This is a genomic window from Pantoea sp. sgz302252 (assembly GCF_042610525.1).
In the GTDB taxonomy this organism is placed as follows: Bacteria; Pseudomonadota; Gammaproteobacteria; order Enterobacterales; family Enterobacteriaceae; genus Erwinia.
Genome location: NZ_JBHDVM010000002.1, coordinates 179,192 through 197,388 on the forward strand (window position 1 = coordinate 179,192; position 18,197 = coordinate 197,388).

At 49.4% G+C, this 18,197-nt stretch carries 18 protein-coding genes and 1 pseudogene; 10 read left to right on the top strand and 9 right to left on the bottom strand.

The window, feature by feature from the left end; all coding sequences use genetic code 11:
• From ACETPC_RS04845 to ACETPC_RS04880, 8 genes are all read left to right on the top strand, one after another.
• Positions 1-120: hypothetical protein (locus tag ACETPC_RS04845; protein WP_380179670.1), on the top strand; the 120-nt coding region annotated here is incomplete at its 5' end.
• The gene (hisC, locus tag ACETPC_RS04850) at positions 117-1,205 is read left to right on the top strand and encodes a histidinol-phosphate transaminase (protein ID WP_380179142.1); all 1,089 of its coding nucleotides are present in this window, start codon (positions 117-119) and stop codon (positions 1,203-1,205) included. The genes ACETPC_RS04845 and hisC, both read left to right, overlap by 4 nt.
• Complete coding sequence (hisB, locus tag ACETPC_RS04855; protein WP_380179144.1) at positions 1,202-2,269, top strand: bifunctional histidinol-phosphatase/imidazoleglycerol-phosphate dehydratase HisB; 1,068 nt, start codon at positions 1,202-1,204, stop codon at positions 2,267-2,269. The genes hisC and hisB overlap by 4 nt, the downstream gene beginning before the upstream one ends.
• A complete protein-coding gene (gene hisH / locus ACETPC_RS04860) occupies positions 2,269-2,859 on the top strand; it encodes an imidazole glycerol phosphate synthase subunit HisH (protein ID WP_380179146.1) in 591 nt (196 codons plus the stop codon). The genes hisB and hisH overlap by 1 nt, the downstream gene beginning before the upstream one ends.
• Positions 2,860-3,597 carry a 1-(5-phosphoribosyl)-5-[(5-phosphoribosylamino)methylideneamino]imidazole-4-carboxamide isomerase gene (gene hisA / locus ACETPC_RS04865; protein ID WP_380179148.1) on the top strand — a complete coding sequence of 246 codons (738 nt, stop codon included), beginning with the start codon at positions 2,860-2,862 and terminating at the stop codon, positions 3,595-3,597.
• The gene (gene hisF / locus ACETPC_RS04870; protein ID WP_380179150.1) at positions 3,579-4,355 is read left to right on the top strand and encodes an imidazole glycerol phosphate synthase subunit HisF; all 777 of its coding nucleotides are present in this window, start codon (positions 3,579-3,581) and stop codon (positions 4,353-4,355) included. The genes hisA and hisF overlap by 19 nt, the downstream gene beginning before the upstream one ends.
• The gene (gene hisIE / locus ACETPC_RS04875) at positions 4,349-4,960 is read left to right on the top strand and encodes a bifunctional phosphoribosyl-AMP cyclohydrolase/phosphoribosyl-ATP diphosphatase HisIE (RefSeq protein ID WP_380179152.1); all 612 of its coding nucleotides are present in this window, start codon (positions 4,349-4,351) and stop codon (positions 4,958-4,960) included. The genes hisF and hisIE overlap by 7 nt, the downstream gene beginning before the upstream one ends.
• A gap of 54 nt (positions 4,961-5,014) precedes the next feature.
• Positions 5,015-5,503, top strand: coding sequence for a YbaK/prolyl-tRNA synthetase associated domain-containing protein (locus ACETPC_RS04880; protein WP_380179154.1), 489 nt, complete (start codon positions 5,015-5,017; stop codon positions 5,501-5,503).
• Positions 5,504-5,581: 78 nt separating this feature from the next.
• Here the strand turns inward: ACETPC_RS04880 and gndA are convergent, their stop codons facing one another.
• From gndA to rfbC, 8 genes are all read right to left on the bottom strand, one after another.
• Positions 5,582-6,988: an NADP-dependent phosphogluconate dehydrogenase gene (gene gndA, locus ACETPC_RS04885; RefSeq protein ID WP_253460110.1), complete on the bottom strand. Its 1,407-nt coding sequence runs from the start codon at positions 6,986-6,988 to the stop codon at positions 5,582-5,584.
• A gap of 270 nt (positions 6,989-7,258) precedes the next feature.
• A complete protein-coding gene (locus ACETPC_RS04890) occupies positions 7,259-9,739 on the bottom strand; it encodes a glycosyltransferase (protein ID WP_380179156.1) in 2,481 nt (826 codons plus the stop codon).
• Positions 9,736-10,872 carry a hypothetical protein gene (locus ACETPC_RS04895; RefSeq protein WP_380179158.1) on the bottom strand — a complete coding sequence of 379 codons (1,137 nt, stop codon included), beginning with the start codon at positions 10,870-10,872 and terminating at the stop codon, positions 9,736-9,738. Before ACETPC_RS04895 ends, ACETPC_RS04890 begins: the two co-directional genes overlap by 4 nt.
• Positions 10,869-12,206: an ABC transporter ATP-binding protein gene (locus tag ACETPC_RS04900; RefSeq protein ID WP_380179160.1), complete on the bottom strand. Its 1,338-nt coding sequence runs from the start codon at positions 12,204-12,206 to the stop codon at positions 10,869-10,871. Before ACETPC_RS04900 ends, ACETPC_RS04895 begins: the two co-directional genes overlap by 4 nt.
• Entirely contained in the window at positions 12,196-13,029 is an 834-nt protein-coding gene (locus ACETPC_RS04905; RefSeq protein ID WP_380179162.1) for an ABC transporter permease, read from the bottom strand. The genes ACETPC_RS04900 and ACETPC_RS04905 overlap by 11 nt, the downstream gene beginning before the upstream one ends.
• A gap of 66 nt (positions 13,030-13,095) precedes the next feature.
• Positions 13,096-13,908, bottom strand: a complete 813-nt coding sequence (locus ACETPC_RS04910; RefSeq protein ID WP_380179164.1) for a glycosyltransferase — start codon at positions 13,906-13,908, stop codon at positions 13,096-13,098.
• Positions 13,909-14,003: 95 nt separating this feature from the next.
• Positions 14,004-14,882 (bottom strand): dTDP-4-dehydrorhamnose reductase, encoded by an 879-nt coding sequence (rfbD, locus tag ACETPC_RS04915; RefSeq protein WP_380179166.1) that lies wholly within the window; start codon positions 14,880-14,882, stop codon positions 14,004-14,006.
• A complete protein-coding gene (gene rfbC / locus ACETPC_RS04920) occupies positions 14,879-15,415 on the bottom strand; it encodes a dTDP-4-dehydrorhamnose 3,5-epimerase (protein WP_380179168.1) in 537 nt (178 codons plus the stop codon). Before rfbC ends, rfbD begins: the two co-directional genes overlap by 4 nt.
• A gap of 479 nt (positions 15,416-15,894) precedes the next feature.
• Here rfbC and rfbB point away from each other — a divergent pair, with 479 nt between their 5' ends.
• Both rfbB and rfbA read left to right on the top strand, forming a co-directional pair.
• Positions 15,895-16,959, top strand: coding sequence for a dTDP-glucose 4,6-dehydratase (rfbB, locus tag ACETPC_RS04925; protein ID WP_380179170.1), 1,065 nt, complete (start codon positions 15,895-15,897; stop codon positions 16,957-16,959).
• A gap of 10 nt (positions 16,960-16,969) precedes the next feature.
• Positions 16,970-17,842: a glucose-1-phosphate thymidylyltransferase RfbA gene (gene rfbA / locus ACETPC_RS04930; RefSeq protein WP_380179172.1), complete on the top strand. Its 873-nt coding sequence runs from the start codon at positions 16,970-16,972 to the stop codon at positions 17,840-17,842.
• Positions 17,843-17,905: 63 nt separating this feature from the next.
• Here the strand turns inward: rfbA and ACETPC_RS04935 are convergent.
• A pseudogene (locus ACETPC_RS04935) lies at positions 17,906-18,197 on the bottom strand (UDP-glucose 4-epimerase); the annotation flags it as partial.

Here is an 18,197-nt window from a genome sequence, read left to right on the forward strand (position 1 = left end):
ACGCCGCAGGGCTTTTTGAATCTGGCATCAACTATCGAGACCCTGGCGGCGGCGGAACAGCTGACCGCTCACAAAAACGCCGTGACCCTGCGCGTTGCCGCGCTGAAGGAGAAGCAATGAGCAAGATTGAAGATCTCGCCCGCGCCAACGTGCGCAAGCTGACGCCCTATCAGTCGGCCCGCCGTCTCGGCGGCAATGGCGATGTCTGGCTTAATGCCAACGAATATCCGCTGGCGGTGCCTTTCGATCTCAGCCAGCAGACGCTGAATCGCTACCCGGAATGCCAGCCGAAACTGGTGATTGAACGCTACGCCGCCTATGCTGGTTTATCGCCGGAGCAGGTACTGGTGAGCCGCGGCGCGGATGAAGGCATTGAGCTGTTGATGCGCGCTTTTTGCGAGCCGGGCAAAGACGCGGTGTTGTTTTGTCCGCCGACCTACGGCATGTACAGCGTCAGCGCCGAGACGCTGGGTATAGAGTACCGTACCGTAGCGGCGCAGGATGGCTGGCAGCTAAACCTCTCCGCTATTGAAGAACAGCTCGACGGCGTGAAGCTGGTTTATGTCTGCAGCCCGAATAACCCAACCGGCAATTTGGTCAGGCCGCAAGATATCCGCCAGCTGCTGGAGATGACGCGCGGCAAAGCACTGGTAGTGGCCGACGAAGCCTATATCGAGTTTTGCCCCGAAGCGACGCTGACCGGCTGGCTGGCTGAATATCCGCATCTGGTGATCCTGCGCACGCTTTCCAAAGCTTTTGCGCTGGCCGGTTTGCGCTGCGGCTTTACGCTGGCTAATGCCGAGGTTATCGCGCTGCTGCTGAAGGTTATCGCACCCTATCCGCTTTCTACGCCGGTTGCCGATATTGCGGCCCAGGCGCTGAGCGATCAAGGCGTAGCTTTAATGAAAGAGCACGTCGGCGAGCTGCTGGCCACCCGTGAAAAGCTGATCGGCGAACTGCGCGGCTGCGCCTGTGTGGAAAAGGTTTTTGCCAGCGATACCAACTATGTGCTGGCGCGCTTTACCGATTCTCCGCTGGTCTTTAAAACCTTGTGGGATCAGGGCATTATTCTGCGTGACCAAAATAAACAGCCGGGTCTGGCGGGCTGCCTGCGCATCTCTGTCGGCACCGGTGAAGAGTGTGACCGCGTTATCGCCGCGCTGCAAAAATTATCCGGCGCGTCCGCATCCATGGAGCAAGCATGAGCCAGAAAGTTCTTTTTATCGATCGCGACGGAACCATCATTACTGAACCACCGGAAGATTATCAGGTCGACCGTCTGGAGAAGCTGGCCTTTGAGCCAAACGTGATCCCTGCTCTGCTGGCGTTACAAAGCGCCGGTTATAAGCTGGTGATGATCACCAATCAGGATGGCCTGGGCACCGACAGTTTTCCGCAGGCCGATTTCGACGGCCCGCACCAGCTGATGATGCAGATCCTGAATTCGCAGGGCGTCCGCTTTGACGACATCCTGATCTGCCCGCATCTGCCGGAAGATAACTGCGACTGCCGCAAACCGAAAACTAAACTGGTTACGGCATGGCTGGCGGAAGGCGTGCTGGATACCGCCAACAGTTATGTGATTGGCGATCGCGCTACAGATTTGCAGCTTGCCAGTAATATGGGCATTCAGGGGCTGCACTACTCCAAAGATGGCCTGAACTGGCAAGGTATTCAGCAGCAGCTCACTAAGCGCGATCGTCATGCGCTGGTGGAGCGCAATACCAAAGAGACGCAGATCAAGGTGGAAGTCTGGCTGGATCGCGAGGGCAACAGCCAGTTCAACACCGGTGTCGGCTTCTTTGACCATATGCTGGACCAGATTGCCACGCACGGCGGCTTCCGCATGAATATCGAAGTCAAAGGCGATCTTTATATCGACGATCACCATACGGTCGAAGATACAGGCCTGGCGCTGGGCGAAGCGCTGCTGAAAGCACTGGGCGATAAGCGCGGCATCGGCCGTTTCGGTTTCGTGCTGCCAATGGACGAGTGCCTGGCGCGCTGCGCGCTGGATATTTCCGGTCGTCCACACCTGGAGTACAAAGCCGAATTCAATTACCAGCGCGTGGGCGATCTGAGCACCGAGATGGTGGAACACTTCTTCCGTTCGCTCTCCTACACCATGGCGAGCACGCTGCACCTGAAAACCAAAGGCAAGAACGATCATCACCGCGTCGAGAGTCTGTTTAAAGCCTTTGGCCGCACGCTGCGCCAGGCGATCCGCGTGGAAGGCAATACCCTGCCCAGCTCGAAAGGAGTGCTGTAATGAACGTGGTGATTCTGGATACCGGCTGCGCCAACCTCTCTTCCGTTAAATGGGCTATTCAGCGTTTGGGTTACGAGCCGGTAGTCAGCCGTGAAGCGGATATCGTGCTTCAGGCGGACAAATTGCTGCTGCCTGGTGTCGGTACAGCGCAGGCCGCGATGGATCAGCTGCGTGAACGCGATTTGATCGACCTGATTAAAGCCTGCACTCAGCCAGTGCTGGGGATTTGCTTAGGCATGCAGTTGCTTGGTTCGCAAAGCGACGAGAGCAATGGCGTCGCTACGCTGGGGATTATCGAGCAACCCGTGCAGCAGATGACCGATCACGGTTTGCCGCTGCCGCATATGGGCTGGAACCAGATTACCGCGCAGGCGGGCAATCATTTGTTCCGTGGCATCCCGGACGGCGCGTATTTCTACTTCGTGCACAGCTACGCCATGCCGGTCAACGCTTATACCATCGCACAGTGTAATTACGGCGAGCCGTTTACCGCTGCGGTGCAGAAAGATAACTTCTTCGGCGTGCAGTTCCACCCGGAGCGTTCCGGTGCGGCTGGCGCGCAGCTGCTGAAAAACTTCCTGGAGATGTAAGTGATTATTCCCGCATTGGATTTAATTGAAGGAAAAGTGGTGCGGCTGCATCAGGGCGATTATGGCCAGCAGCGCGATTACGGCAGCGATCCCCTGCCACGTCTACAGGATTATGAGGCTCAGGGCGCACAGGTGCTGCACCTGGTAGATTTGACCGGCGCGAAAGATCCAGCGGCGCGGCAGATCCCATTGCTGAAGAAACTGCTGGCAGGCGTTAACGTGCCGGTACAGGTCGGCGGCGGCATTCGCACAAAGGATGACGTTGAGGCGCTACTGGAAGCGGGCGCAACCCGCGTGGTGGTTGGCTCTACTGCGGTAAAAGAGCCGCAGGAAGTGCAAAACTGGTTTAAGCAGTACGGCGCGGAAGCAATAGTGCTGGCACTGGACGTGCGTATCGATGCGAGCAACCGCAAAGAAGTGGCGATCAGCGGCTGGCAGGAAGCGGCGGGCGTCACGCTGGAAGAGGTTATCGACCAGTTTCAGCCTTACGGCCTGAAGCACGTGCTGTGCACCGATATCTCCCGCGACGGCACCTTACAAGGCTCCAACGTTGAGCTTTATCGTGAAGTCTCGGCGCGCTATCCACAGGTCGCTTTTCAGTCTTCCGGCGGCATTGGCTCGCTGGACGATATCCGCGCGCTGCGCGGCTGCGGCGCTCAGGGCGTGATTGTTGGTCGCGCTTTACTGGAAGGCAAATTCAACGTTTCGGAGGCGATTGCATGTTGGCAAAACGGATAATTCCCTGTCTGGACGTGCGCGACGGCCAGGTAGTTAAAGGCGTTCAGTTCCGCAATCATGAGATCATCGGCGATATCGTGCCGTTGGCGCAGCGCTATGCGCAGGAAGGCGCGGATGAGTTAGTTTTTTATGATATCACCGCTTCTTCAGCCGGACGCGTGGTCGATAAAAGCTGGGTATCGCGCGTAGCGGAAGTGATCGATATCCCTTTCTGTGTAGCGGGCGGCATTAAATCAGCAGAAGACGCCGCGCAGATCCTTTCGTTTGGCGCGGATAAAATCTCTATTAACTCGCCAGCGCTTGCCGATCCTGAGCTGATTACACGTTTAGCCGATCGTTTTGGCGTGCAGTGTATCGTAGTAGGTATCGATACCTGGTATGACAGCGAAAGCGGTAAATATCACGTTAATCAATATACCGGTGATGAAGCGCGTACTCAGGTAACCAGCTGGGAAACTCTGGATTGGGTTCAGGAAGTGCAAAAGCGCGGCGCTGGCGAAATCGTGCTGAATATGATGAATCAGGATGGCGTGCGCAACGGCTACGACCTGATTCAGCTACAGAAAGTGCGTGAAGTCTGCAAGGTGCCGCTGATCGCTTCCGGCGGCGCAGGCACTATGGAGCATTTCCTTGAGGCTTTCCGCGATGCCGATGTTGACGGCGCGCTGGCCGCTTCCGTCTTTCATAAGCAAATTATCAATATTGGCGAGCTAAAAGCCTTTCTGCTCGAACAAGGTGTGGAGATCCGCGCGTGTTAACAGTTCAACAGCTAGCCCGGCTCGACTGGGAAAAAACCGACGGCATGATGCCGGCTATCGTGCAGCACGCCGTTTCCGGCGAAGTTTTGATGCACGGCTATATGAATCAGCAGGCGCTGGCAAAAACGCTGGAAACCGGCAAGGTCACTTTCTGGTCGCGTACCAAACAGCGTCTGTGGACCAAAGGCGAAACCTCGGAGCACTTCCTTAACCTGGTCAGCATTACGCCGGACTGCGATAACGATACGCTGCTGGTGCTGGTTAATCCGGTTGGCCCAACCTGCCATCGCGGCACCTCAAGCTGCTTTTCGCCTGCCGCCAGCGACTGGACTTTCCTTTACCAGCTGGAACAGCTGCTGGCAGAACGCAAACACGCCGATCCGAAAAGCTCCTATACCGCCAGCCTGTACGCCAGCGGCACCAAGCGCATCGCGCAGAAAGTTGGCGAGGAAGGCGTGGAAACCGCGCTGGCAGCCACCGTTAACGATCGCCATGAGCTGACTAACGAGGCTTCGGATCTGATCTACCATCTGCTGGTATTGCTACAGGATCAGGATCTCAACCTGAGCGCGGTGATTGACAATCTGCGCCAGCGGCACAAGTAGTAAATGCTTTAATTTACAGGCCGGGAAACCGGCCTTTTGTCTGTAGGGGGATCGATGAGCACTTTCGACAGGTTAATTACTTTGTTGGAGAGCCACCAGGCACGCTACCAAACCATGGAGCACGAAGCCACCGGCAAATGCGAGGAAGTGGCTGCGATCCGCGGTACCGCTGTCGGCCAGGGCGCTAAAGCGCTGGTTTGCCACGTTAAAGGTAATGGCCTGAAGCGGTATGTTCTGGCGGTGCTGCCAGCCGACCAGCAAGCGGATCTAAGTAAGGTAGCTAAAGCAGTAGGCGGCCTGCGTGCGTCACTGGCCAGCCCGGCAGAAGTCGACAGGTTAACCGGTTGCGTATTCGGCGCTATTCCGCCCTTCAGCTTTCATGAGGAGCTGAAAGTAGTAGTCGATCCAACCCTGTGCGAGCGCAATCGAGAAATCGCTTTTAATGCGGGACTGCTGGAGAAATCTATCGTGCTGGATGCGGCCGACTATCAGCGGATTGGCGGATTTGTTAGCGCTGATGTTTTGAAGAGTGACGGTAGCTAACTTTCTATACTCGAAAAAAAACCCCATCGCAGAGCATGGGGTTTTTTATTTTAAGGCTTAAATACCAGAGTTACTGTATTAATCCAGCCACTCGGTGTGGAACACGCCTTCTTTATCGGTACGCTTATAGGTATGCGCGCCGAAGTAGTCACGCTGAGCCTGAATCAGGTTCGCTGGCAGTACCGCTGAACGGTAGCTGTCATAATAAGCGATAGCAGCGGAGAAGGTTGGCGTTGGAATACCGTTCTGTACGGCATAGGCCACAACGTCACGCAGCGCCTGCTGGTATTCGTCAGCGATGTTTTTGAAGTAAGGTGCCAGCAGCAGGTTAGCGATGTCGGCGTTGTCCGCGTAGGCATCGGTAATTTTCTGCAGGAACTGAGCACGAATGATGCAGCCAGCGCGGAAGATTTTAGCAATCTCGCCGTAGTTCAGATCCCAATTGTTTTCGGTGGAAGCCGCTTTCAGCTGAGAGAAGCCCTGCGCGTAAGAAACGATTTTGCCCAGGTAAAGCGCGCGGCGCACTTTCTCGACAAATTCCGCTTTATCGCCAGACACGGTCTGCACGGTTGGTCCGCTCAGTACTTTTGAAGCCGCAACACGCTGGGTCTTCAGGGAAGAGAGGTAGCGAGCAAATACGGACTCGGTGATCAGCGACAGCGGCTCGCCCAAATCCAGAGAGCTCTGGCTGGTCCATTTACCGGTGCCTTTGTTGGCTGCTTCATCCAGAATGACGTCAACCAGGTAGTTACCCTCTTCGTCTTTCTTGGTGAAGATATCTTTGGTGATGTCGATCAGGTAGCTGCTCAGCTCGCCTTCGTTCCACTCGCTGAAGGTCTTAGCCAGATCTTCGTTGCTCAGGTTCAGGGCGTTTTTCAGCAGAGAGTAAGCTTCTGCGATCAGCTGCATATCGCCGTATTCGATGCCGTTATGCACCATCTTCACGTAGTGACCAGCACCGTCCGGACCGATATAAGCTACGCAAGCTTCGCCTTCGGCGCGCGCGGCGATTTTATCCAGGATTGGCGCGACCAGCTCGTAAGCTTCTTTCTGACCGCCAGGCATGATAGATGGGCCTTTAAGGGCGCCCTCTTCGCCGCCGGAAACGCCGGTGCCGATAAAGTTGAAGCCCTGCTCAGACAGTTCGCGGTTACGGCGAATGGTGTCTTTATAGAAGGTGTTGCCGCCGTCGATCAGGATATCGCCCTTATCGAGATGTGGCGTCAGGGAAGCGATAGTTTTATCGGTCGCTTCGCCCGCCTGCACCATCAGCAGAATACGGCGAGGTTTCTCAAGAGACTCCACAAACTCTTCGATGGTGTAGTAAGGCGCCAGCTTTTTGCCTTCGTTCTCGGCGATGACTTCGTCAGTCTTTTCGCGGGAACGGTTAAAGATGGATACGGTATAGCCGCGGCTTTCAATGTTGAGAGCCAGGTTACGGCCCATTACCGCCATACCTACAACGCCGATCTGTTGCTTGGACATTACATACTCCTGTCATGTAAAAACAATGGCTTACATCGCCTTCGTTTTAGTGCTTGAACTGTCTCTCTACCTTAGAGATTATCCATTCTATTGTACATAACAAAATTATCATTCAAAGCTATCATAGCTATTACTCTTTTCAGATTATTGCTTAAGTAATAACCATATATAAAGCATGCGCAATGGATGAAAATCAGACAATAATAGTGTAACTAGCAAATTTATTTACACTCTGAAATAAAAAGCCCTCGCAGTACGAGGGCTCAGGCATTATTTAACGATTTCGTGAATAGCACGATTTGATAATCGACGTTTGACATAACGTTGCAAACGATAAGGAATGAGTCGCGCAACAGCCTTAAAACCAGGCATCTGAATAATCTTCCATAATTTCGCCAAATAAACTTCTTTCGTGGAAAGCTGCTCACTGACTATTCGCGTAACCTCAACGTGATTGAGTAACGTTTTATAGTCAATGATGCCAAGTTTACCCTTTCGCTGCCAATCAGGATTAAGGTAATCACCCTCATAGAAGTTAGCATTTAGCTCAATATTCTTACTGTCCAGAATGTTATGCGCGTTTTCGCCAACATTGAGCAAAGCGGGATCTGCCACCAGCGACAGGAAAAATGCTTTTAATGCCGGGATGGACATATCCCATTGGATGACTTTACTGTACTGGCGGTTTGCGACGCGTTCCGGGAAAGCGCCAATATTAGGTACTATCACTGGTAAACCATTTTCCAGTGCAATACTCAACGTATAGCTATAAGTCTCAGGCCACTGGGCTGGATACCAAACAACGTCGGGTTGCACTTCCGCAATGATTTTTTCGATATCGGCATCTGAATAGCCGCCCAATGTAGTGATAGCACTATGTAGCGGACGAAAGGCGTAGCCCATCAGGGTAAACTTAACCGGATGTCCGTTTAATGCAACAGCAACTTCTTCCAGCAGGACAGCGCCTTTTTCTTTACTGATTGCGCCAATAATCAGCACGTTCAGTTTATGAGCGGGTTCAGGAGACCTGACCGGGGTATCAAGCTGTTTAACATGATGATCGATATGCCATGCGCTTACTGCATTGTAGCTTTGCGCATCGTAGATATTTGCATAGCGAGCCTGAGTATCAACTGAAGGAAAAATCACACGCTGTGCACCATGCAACCATGTAGCAACATGTTTACGGTAGTCTTCCAGAGGCATATACATCGGAACGGGATAATGCTCGATGCAACGCTGATCCATAGTGGACAGCTCGTCGCCACAGAAACGGCCGTTACGATCGGTTAAAGTAGGATTACCGTTAATTAAAAAGTAGTCATGTACGGTAATGTCATAACCACAATTCAGCTTTTCATGTAAGGCAAGGATCTCTTTACTAAAACCCATAATATGATGATAGTGAATATTTCCTACGCCCACAAAAGTCAGCAGGTCGATTAATTTATCTGTACCCTGCTCCAGGTCGAAAATGATCCGATCCTTATTTGCTGCACCCTCTGCCGTTAAAGCCAGAGCATAAGTGTTCTCTTTCTCCCCCGGTGAAAGGAGCAAGAAATGTACCCGGTTTTTATAATGTGCGATCAGCTCATTTAAATGAGTTACAACACCGCCGCCCATCTTATGACTGACTAAGAGCACTTTTGGTACAGATGTGGTGGCAATAATTCTTGCCATCACCTGCTGACGCGCTTTTTTAGCCGGATCGGCAGCAATAAATGCCATAACGTCCGCAGTATAGTTAGGGTGCAACTCTGCAAGTAACTCCATCGCTTTAATTTTTCGTGGGCTTTGCTCACCAGCGAAACTTACGCCACCTTTATGATAGGCGAAAACATTTAACTGATGATAATTTTTCCATCCCAGCTTATCCGCCCGCTGACACCAGTCATTTTCTTCGCCATAACCGCGACCAAAAGTTTCAACGTCAAAATAGCCAACCTGATTTAAGCAATCACGGCGGATGTACATACAAAAACCGATGCCAGTAGGGATTTCTACCAAATTATTCTGGGTGCCGTAACTGGAAAAATGTTCATCCAGCGCCTTAACATCCAGACCAAGCAGCAGTTCATTGTCTTCACAAAAATTTGGGAAGCTGCAAATAGTAGCATTGTTAGAAAAAGGGGTAATGCTGCCCACTCGTTCTTTGCTATAGGCAGCATCCCTGATTCTTTCAAGCCAGTTATTCGCAACCTCAACATCACTATTAAGCAACAGTACGTCATTACGGAGATGAAGCTGCATACCGCGGTTAACCGTTGCCACGAATCCGAGGTTTGTTTCGTTTTCCAGCAAAATAAACTCATCATTGCTGCTACGCGCACGTAACCATTCGGTCAGTTCAGGCTCGGGAGAGCAATCATTGATAACGACCAGCTGTGCCCAGTCAGGTATTGAAGTCAACGTGGATTCAATACACTCCTGAGTCTCTTCAAGACCTGCGTAAACAGGAACAATAACATCCACTTTCTTGGACAGATCAATCTCTTTACGCGTTAAAGCCTTATTACAACTGGCCTGCATTTCATGCAACCTGGCGCTTAACGTATCCACCTGCTTTTTAAGGGTTTCGTTTTCTTCTTCCAGCACTGAAGAGTGTTCACTGGAAGCCGCATGTTTAGCTTCTAATGCAACAATATTGTTTTTCAGCGCAGCAACGCTGGCAATTAACTCCGCTATTTTATGGTCTTTTACGCCATTCTCAATATCGGATGCCAGTGACATCCCCTTGTCGTTGTCATTCATTTTGTAATTCCTGCACTTTCATAAAATTGAAGATGTTTTTTGATAATGGCTTTTTCAGAAGGCTTGGTCAGCCTGAAGCGTATATAATCAAAATCGAACATAAGTGAATAAGGAACCAGGTAGGCAAAAAGATAAAAGCCCAAACGATTAATACGTTCCTTTTCGTCTTCCGCTTCCAGAATAAACTTAAAAGATGAATCACCGAAGCAAATAACCGGCACGCCCATTAATAATGCTTCAAGTCCTACGCTGGAATTAATAGTAAATATTTTTTTGCACCGTGCAATAAAATCAATACTGGTAGCCGACTTATCAACCTGAAAAAGGTTATCATTTAGCCTGAAAGCGCTTCCCGGATGGCTGCGCACAATAAAATTGTCGTAACAATTTAACTGCGCATAATCGAGAAGCACCTGATTATTGAAGCCATTGGCGTAAGCAATAAGGTTAGAATCGTTCTCAACCTGTAGCACTATACCAGATTCATACTCATTGGTAAGCGGTGGCGATGGCGACTTAGCAAAATAGCCTCGCAAATCTTCAAGCGTCAGGTCCAAACGGCACTCTTCAGCAACGACTGCATAGCGTGCCGCTGCTTCTGTATTGCCATTAACACCGCAAAAATCCAGATATCCCGTAGAAAAATATTCCGGATGCCTTAGCGGCCCTAACTCCATGTTCATTACTGGTATGTTCAACCTTTTACAAGCTGCCGACAGGGATGGACAATTACACCAGTTTAGTACAACTTCGACATCCGCGATTGACGAAATCGCATCATAGAAATCATTTTCCAAAGAAGTATCTTCTACAGTGAGATAATCCCGAAATGCAAGCGTAGGATTGCCACCGTACTCTGCTTGTTTCCGGCAAAAAAAGTCACTGTTGAATGCGGTAAATTTCATGGCCGCCAGTTCTGCCGACTCAGGCAAACGATAGCCCTGACGTTTTTGGGAATCTTCCAACAACTCCCAACGATTGTACTGCCGCCAGGTTTCAATATCATTGCGATAAAGCTCGTCCGTTAAAAAGTGCACCCGAGCGCCATAAGTGGTTAGTAGTTTATAGAACATCCATAAATAAGGAGCTGACTGCCCTCGAAAAGGGAATGAAGGGAAATAAGCGACAATCATTTGTCAATCCCCTCTTTAAAAGACACTTTGACTGGCGCATAAAGCACACCGCCTTGCTCGCGTGGCGCCCAGTATTTTATTTTATGCATTGGTCGGCGCTGATCCAGCTCCTCGCGCTGGCCATTATCCAGGGAAGCTAAACCACAATGGATTAAATAATCGCCAGCGTTGAGCGGCAGCGACACTTTGTAATCAATATAATATTTACCTGGCTTTAAATGGAAGGGTTGTCCGGCAGCGATATTATTATCCCCCCATACATCTCCGCCCTGAGATCTAGAAAGTGAAATACCCAGTACAGCTTCTTTAATTTCTTCTGCTACCACCAGAGTAAAGCTAAAGGTCAGCGCCTCGCCCGCCTTAACCATCGGCTTCTCTTCCAGCGGCGTGCCGTCAGATTTTATTACCGACATTTTTTCAATAATAGCGCGGGCGCTGCCAAAACGTTTTTCGTCTATTTCACGATGAATGCCCGCCTGCTGCATACGCTGTAGCTCAGGCACGCTGAAAGTCGCAGCAGCATACTCATCGCTGTGAGGCTTAACGGTCTCAACCGCTTCTGCCTGAGAAAGAATCATTCCTTTCTCATAAGCAAGCACGGCAGCCAACACATCCGTAGTGTCAACAATTAACTCACCATTTTTCATCACTATGCAACGATCGGCATATTCAAGAATACTGCCGGTAGAGTGAGTTACCATTAAGATAGTCGTCCCTTTTTTCTTCAGGGCTTCCATTCGATTAAAACATTTGTACTGAAAACCGATATCGCCTACAGCCAGCGCTTCATCGACAATCAAAATTTCCGGATCCACGCAGGCCTGTACGGCGAAGGCGAGTCGCACATACATCCCGCTAGAGTAAGTTTTAACCGGCTGATCGATAAAGTTGCCGATATCAGCAAAACTCAAAATCTCATCAAGTTTATTGTCGGTTTCGCTTCTGCTCATGCCAAGCACGCTGGCATTAAGATAAACATTTTCACGCCCGGTAAATTCGGGATTAAAACCTGCGCCCAGCTCCAGTAAAGCGGCGACTCTGCCATTGATTTCTACACTGCCCGCAGTAGGCGAAAGCGTGCCGCAAATCATCTGTAAAAGGGTTGACTTCCCGGCACCATTACGCCCAATAATGCCAACCGTTTCACCACGGTTAATGGAAAATGATACGTTTTTTAAGGCCCAAAACTCTTTGAAATAGCTATGCGGTTTTTTTCCTGCCATGCGATAAAGTCGTGGCAGGAAAAATTGTTTCAATCTATCCCTGGGACGATCGTAGATTTGATAACATTTGCTTAGTCCTTCAATACGGACGGCGAATTCATTAGAGGACATCAGCGAATCCCTTTCTGGTTTTCTGGAAAAAAGCAAAGCCAAGCCAGGCAATGACAGAAGCACAACCCGTATAAACCAATAATCCTTTCCAGTTGGGGACATGCCCCCAAATCAATACTTCTCGTGCTTGCTCAATAATAAATGTCAGCGGGTTAAGCATAATCCATATGCGAAATTTCTCAGGAATAGCTGTGATCGGGAAAAATACCGGGGACAGGAACATCATTATAGTAGTGATTATCATAGTGGTTTGCCCGACATCCCGAATATAAACACCTAACGCTGAAAGGAGCCAGGACAACCCTAAACAAAAAATAATCAACGGAGCAAACACAGCAGGCAAGAAAATGCTGGTCCAGTGCAGATAACCATTAAAAGTAGCAAACGCAAGCATCAGCACAATCAGGCTGATAATACTATGAAAAATAGCGGAAAGCAGACTAATTATCGACAGAGTTTCCAAAGGGTAAACTACTTTTTTAACGTAATTAATATTTCCAAGTATAATTGTCGGCGCCCTGTTTACGACTTCTGCAAAAAGCCCGTGTACAATCATCCCAACAAAGAGGATCAGCGCAAACTGTGTTTTACTTTCATCGCCGCCAACTGACCATCGCGCTTTAAATGCCACTGAAAAGACAAAGGTATAAACTGCCAACATAAATAAAGGATTAAGAAATGACCATGCTAATCCCATGCTGGAACCCTTATAACGTCCAATAACTTCTCTTTTGGTCATTTGAAATATAAGCTGTTTATGCCGTAAAATCGAATCCAGCATAGCCCTGACGGAAGTTCTTTGTTTTAAATGAGGGTTACTCATTCCCCCTCCCTGTTAGAATATTTTGAAAAAAAATCGTAAACATACAATTAACACCTCGAACAAAATTCAGGTGTCAGCCCGAGTCGGAACTGACTTTAAACATTCTTTATTTTTTGAGCGACGCAGCGGATCAAAAAACCATCCCCACTTATTAAAATATTTTATTGACGAAAAAATATGTTGAAGCAAAAGGTATTTGTTTTTGTAAGAGCCTTTTTTAAAAAGATGCGTAATAGTCACATCCGAATAATATATAATATCAGTGTATTTTAGCGCTCGCCGGCAAAGGTCAATATCTTCCATGTACATAAAATATCTGTCATCGAAGCCTTCAAGGCTGGCAAGCAAATCCGACTCAAGGAACATAAAACAGCCGGAAACGGAGGGTACAGGAAAAACTTTAGAAAAATCCGCATTACGCAGCTCATACTTTTCATCCAAATCCTTAGCCAGATTTGGCATAAAGCGACGAGCAAATAAATTTACCGGCGTAGGTAAAAGACGGCAGCTGAATTGTTTAGAACCGTCCGAATAGACAATCGAAGGAGAAATAAATTTATATTTATTCTGTTGGGCAGCATGGTACAACGCAGAAACCGAGCCTTTACCAAAATGTATATCCGGGTTGCAGATCAAAAAATACTCAGAACGCCTGCGGTACTTTTCTATGGCAAGGTTATGACCCGCTCCAAATCCTCGATTGCTGTCGGCACGAATATAGTCAACACGTGGGTTATGCAAATCCGCAGCCCAGTCGGCCCCGCCATTGTCTACCAGCACGATCTTCTCGATCGTCTCTTCGCTTAACAGAGAAGCCAGCGTGGGCTCAATGTCCGCATGACTATGGCGGTACAGGACGATTGAGGCGACTATTTGCATAAGGGGGTTCTTATCCATCATTAACTTATTTGAAAGGGTACCCGTCCCGAGTACCATTCCGTTGTCCTGATTAGTCTGATCCAATATCAAGGTTTTCAGGGTAGACTTGTTTTGAGTTTTTGCAAAACGAGTTCCACACGAGGTAACCAGTCAGCAGGCTTGATACCAGCCCTGGCAATCTTATCCGTAGACATAACGGAATATTTTGGCCGCTTTGCCGGCGTTGGGAATTGCGTGGTAGGAATGGGCGTTAGCTCAGGCATTTTTTCCAGCAGCCCCACGGCACATGCTTTCTGCAGAATAGCTTTTGCAAAGCCGAACCAGCTAACTTCACCGCTACCGCTGTAATGATAAACACCTACAGGGCGGGAATCGGTAAAAATTATCTGCATCACAGCCTCAGCGATGTCGCCCGCATAAGTCGGACAGCCTCGCTGATCGTCGATAATGCTCAGGCCAGGTCGTTCTTTACCTAATCTCAGCATGGTTTTCAAAAAGTTATTACCATACTCGCTAAAAACCCATGAGGTTCTTAATATTACAGACTGCCCGTAAGCCAGGGCTGCTTTTTCACCGGCCAGTTTAGTAGAACCGTAAACACTTTGCGGATCGCATGGATGCTCTTCAACCCAGGGCTTGTTTGACTCCCCGTTGAAGACGTAATCAGTAGAAATATGCACCAGAAAAGCTTGGTGACGCTGTGCAGCAAGCGCCAGATTTTCTACGGCCTGAACATTTACGCTCCAGGCCCCTTCGGGATCCGATTCAGCGCGATCGACCGCGGTATAAGCGGCCGCATTAACAATAATGTCAGGCTGGAACTGGCCTACGAGATGCTCAACTGCCGCCGCATCCGTAATATCCAGTTGCGATCTGTCGGTTGCCAGTAGCGTTATCTGTGGGTAGTTAGCTTTAGCCAAATCCTGAAAACAGGTACCGACCTGGCCCGTAGCACCGGTTAGCAGCACTCTCATTTGAACAGCTCTCTGAATAGTTTGCCCTGAGCATCTTTACCCGACAGCTGCGGCTCGGCGACCGGCCAGTCAATATTAAGCTCAGGATCGTTCCAAAGCAGGCAACCTTCGTGTTGCGGATCATAGTAATCCGTGCATTTGTACTCAAAATCAGCGAATTCTGAAATCACAACGAAACCATGTGCAAGCCCCGGCGGTACCCAAAATTGGTTTTTATTTTCTTCTGAAAGATACACGCCAGCCCACTGGCCAAAAGTAGGTGAGTCAGGACGGATATCAACCGCCACGTCGAATACCTTGCCACGCACAACGCGCACCAGCTTACCTTGCGGCTTTGAAGTCTGGAAATGCAGGCCTCTTAAAACACCCTGCGACGAACGGGAGTGATTATCCTGTACAAAATCTAAGTCAATCTCCAACAACGTCTGATAACGCTCTTTCTGGAAAGTTTCAAGGAAAAAGCCCCGCTCATCACCAAACACTTTTGGCTCGATGAGTTTTACCCCTTGTACACGCGTCTCAGTAATTTTCATCCACACACCGTTCGTCATTTGTTAAAAATGCCTCTGGTCGCCAGCTTGCTTTTGCAAAAGCATTAAAACTGAATTTGCGGCGCCCGTCTGCAAAAATCCGATTTTAGCATTAACTCGATCGGCGCTGAAGCCTGTATGGGTATTCTTTTTTTAACATCAAAATAGTATTTGCCTTCATCTTTGTTGAAAATCACTTACAACTACTTGACTTAAAGTTTTGTGTGGTTACCAATCTAAAAAACGCTGAAGCCGCGGCTTTATTACTTACAGCTGAAACTTTTCAGTTTAATTATAAGGTTAGCAACAGGAAAAATGTCAGAAAAAACTGTTGTTAACTGCGCGTTTTTTGTCCTTCTGTGGTTGAGCCAATTGAGGTTACAGGTATAATTTGCTGCGTAGCCTGTGGCCAGGTTATCTCTCCAATCCTGCAGCTACTATGCTGGATACCTTCGCGATAGCAAATGAGTGAGCTTTAATTCATGAAAATTCTTGTAACAGGCGGTGCAGGTTTTATTGGTTCAGCCGTTGTCCGGCATCTTATCAATGATACTCAGGCAACAGTACTGGTGGTGGATAGCCTGACCTATGCCGGCAACCTTGAATCCTTAGCTACCGTTTCAACAACTCCTCGCTATCACTTCTTGCAGGCCGACATCTGTGATGCGGCAGTGATGAAAACAGCCTTCACTGAATTTCAGCCGGATGCCGTGATGCATCTGGCGGCAGAGAGCCATGTAGATCGCTCAATCGACGGCCCGGCAGCATTTATTGAAACCAACATTGTCGGCACCTATACCTTATTAGAAGCGGCTCGCGCTTACTGGTCAACGCTCTCTGATGAAAAGAAAGCGGCATTTCGTTTTCATCATATCTCTACCGATGAAGTTTACGGTGACCTGCACGGTACTAACGATCTCTTTGTAGAAACTACACCTTATGCGCCAAGCAGCCCTTACTCTGCTTCCAAGGCTTCCAGTGACCATCTGGTACGCGCCTGGAACCGCACCTACGGCTTGCCGGTTATCATCACTAACTGTTCTAATAATTATGGTCCTTATCATTTCCCGGAAAAGCTGATCCCTCTGGTGATCCTTAATGCGCTGGCAGGTAAACCCCTTCCTGTTTACGGTGAAGGCCTACAAATCCGCGACTGGCTTTATGTAGAAGATCACGCACGGGCGCTGTACAAGGTGGTTTCCGAGGGCAAAGTGGGCGAAACTTACAATATTGGCGGCCATAACGAGCGGAAAAACATCGACGTAGTAAAAACCATCTGTGCGATCCTGGATGAGTTGATTGCTGATAAGCCGAACGGCATTACTCACTTCGCTGAATTAATTACTCATGTAACAGATCGTCCTGGCCATGATATGCGTTACGCTATTGATGCCGGTAAAATTGCGCGCGAGCTGGGCTGGAAACCGCAGGAAACGTTTGAAACCGGCATTCGTAAAACGGTTGAGTGGTATCTGAATAATCGCGAGTGGTGGCAGCGTGTGCAGAGCGGCGCCTATGCGGGCGAACGTCTGGGTTTAAATAAATAAAAGGTATTTTATGAAAGGCATCGTTTTAGCCGGAGGCTCCGGAACGCGTCTGTACCCAATTACCCGCGGCATTTCAAAGCAGCTGCTGCCTATCTACGACAAGCCGATGATCTATCATCCGCTTTCCGTTCTGATGCTGGCAGGCATCAGAGAAATTCTGATCATTACCACGCCCGACGATTTGCCTTCTTTCCAGCGTTTGCTGGGCGACGGCAGCCAGTTCGGTATCCAGCTCGAATATGCCGTACAGCCTTCCCCGGATGGTCTGGCACAGGCCTTTATTGTTGGTGAAGAGTTTATTGCTGGCGACGCTTGCGCACTGGTACTGGGCGACAATATCTTCTTTGGCCAGAGCTTCGGTAAAAAGCTGGAAACCGCTGCGCAGTTGAAAACTGGCGCTACTGTATTCGGTTATCAGGTGATGGATCCGGAACGTTTCGGCGTAGTGGAGTTTGATGAAAACTTCCGCGCGCTTTCTATTGAAGAAAAACCGCTGCAGCCTAAATCGCACTGGGCGGTCACCGGCTTATATTTCTATGACAATAGCGTTGTAGAGATGGCTAAACAGGTTAAACCCTCCCATCGTGGCGAGCTTGAAATCACCACGCTCAACGAAATGTATATGGAAAAGGGTCAACTAAATGTTGAGCTGCTGGGGCGTGGTTTCGCCTGGCTGGATACAGGCACGCATGATAGCCTGATTGAGGCGTCGCAGTTTATTCATACCATTGAAAAGCGGCAGGGAATGAAAGTAGCCTGTCTGGAAGAAATTGCCTGGCGTAAAGGCTGGCTAAGCTACGGTGAAGTGGCGGTACAGGCAAAACTGCTGGCCAAAACTTCTTATGGGCAGTATCTACAGAACCTTATCGACGAAAAGATCTAAAAAAGCACAGCGAATGCTGTGCTCGTTATTTACTGTTTAAAGCACAGCATCCGCTGTGCTTTTTTACCTGTACCCCTGAGGGTTCTGGCTCTGCCAGTTCCAGGTATCGCGCATCATCTCGTCGATGCCGCGTGAAACCCGCCAGTCCAGCTCTTTGTCTGCCAGCGAAGCGTCTGCCCAGAATGCTGCCAGGTCGCCATCGCGACGTGGGGAGATTTGGTAAGCTACCGGACGACCGGATGCTTTCTCAAAAGCTTTTACCATTTCCAGCACCGAGTAACCTTCGCCTGCGCCCAGGTTATAGGCTTTATAGCCATTGATGGCCGGCAGGTGATCCAGCGCTTTCAGGTGCCCT

Coding starts and splice junctions, on each gene's coding strand:
- rfbD (WP_380179166.1), bottom strand. CDS start 14,882: ATGAGAGTGCTGCTAACCGGTGCTACGGGCCAGGTCGGTACCTGTTTT.
- ACETPC_RS04905 (WP_380179162.1), bottom strand. CDS start 13,029: ATGAGTAACCCTCATTTAAAACAAAGAACTTCCGTCAGGGCTATGCTG.
- rfbA (WP_380179172.1), top strand. CDS start 16,970: ATGAAAGGCATCGTTTTAGCCGGAGGCTCCGGAACGCGTCTGTACCCA.
- hisB (WP_380179144.1), top strand. CDS start 1,202: ATGAGCCAGAAAGTTCTTTTTATCGATCGCGACGGAACCATCATTACT.
- ACETPC_RS04895 (WP_380179158.1), bottom strand. CDS start 10,872: ATGATTGTCGCTTATTTCCCTTCATTCCCTTTTCGAGGGCAGTCAGCT.
- gndA (WP_253460110.1), bottom strand. CDS start 6,988: ATGTCCAAGCAACAGATCGGCGTTGTAGGTATGGCGGTAATGGGCCGT.
- hisF (WP_380179150.1), top strand. CDS start 3,579: ATGTTGGCAAAACGGATAATTCCCTGTCTGGACGTGCGCGACGGCCAG.
- ACETPC_RS04910 (WP_380179164.1), bottom strand. CDS start 13,908: ATGCAAATAGTCGCCTCAATCGTCCTGTACCGCCATAGTCATGCGGAC.
- ACETPC_RS04900 (WP_380179160.1), bottom strand. CDS start 12,206: ATGTCCTCTAATGAATTCGCCGTCCGTATTGAAGGACTAAGCAAATGT.
- ACETPC_RS04880 (WP_380179154.1), top strand. CDS start 5,015: ATGAGCACTTTCGACAGGTTAATTACTTTGTTGGAGAGCCACCAGGCA.
- hisC (WP_380179142.1), top strand. CDS start 117: ATGAGCAAGATTGAAGATCTCGCCCGCGCCAACGTGCGCAAGCTGACG.
- rfbB (WP_380179170.1), top strand. CDS start 15,895: ATGAAAATTCTTGTAACAGGCGGTGCAGGTTTTATTGGTTCAGCCGTT.
- ACETPC_RS04890 (WP_380179156.1), bottom strand. CDS start 9,739: ATGAATGACAACGACAAGGGGATGTCACTGGCATCCGATATTGAGAAT.
- rfbC (WP_380179168.1), bottom strand. CDS start 15,415: ATGAAAATTACTGAGACGCGTGTACAAGGGGTAAAACTCATCGAGCCA.
- hisH (WP_380179146.1), top strand. CDS start 2,269: ATGAACGTGGTGATTCTGGATACCGGCTGCGCCAACCTCTCTTCCGTT.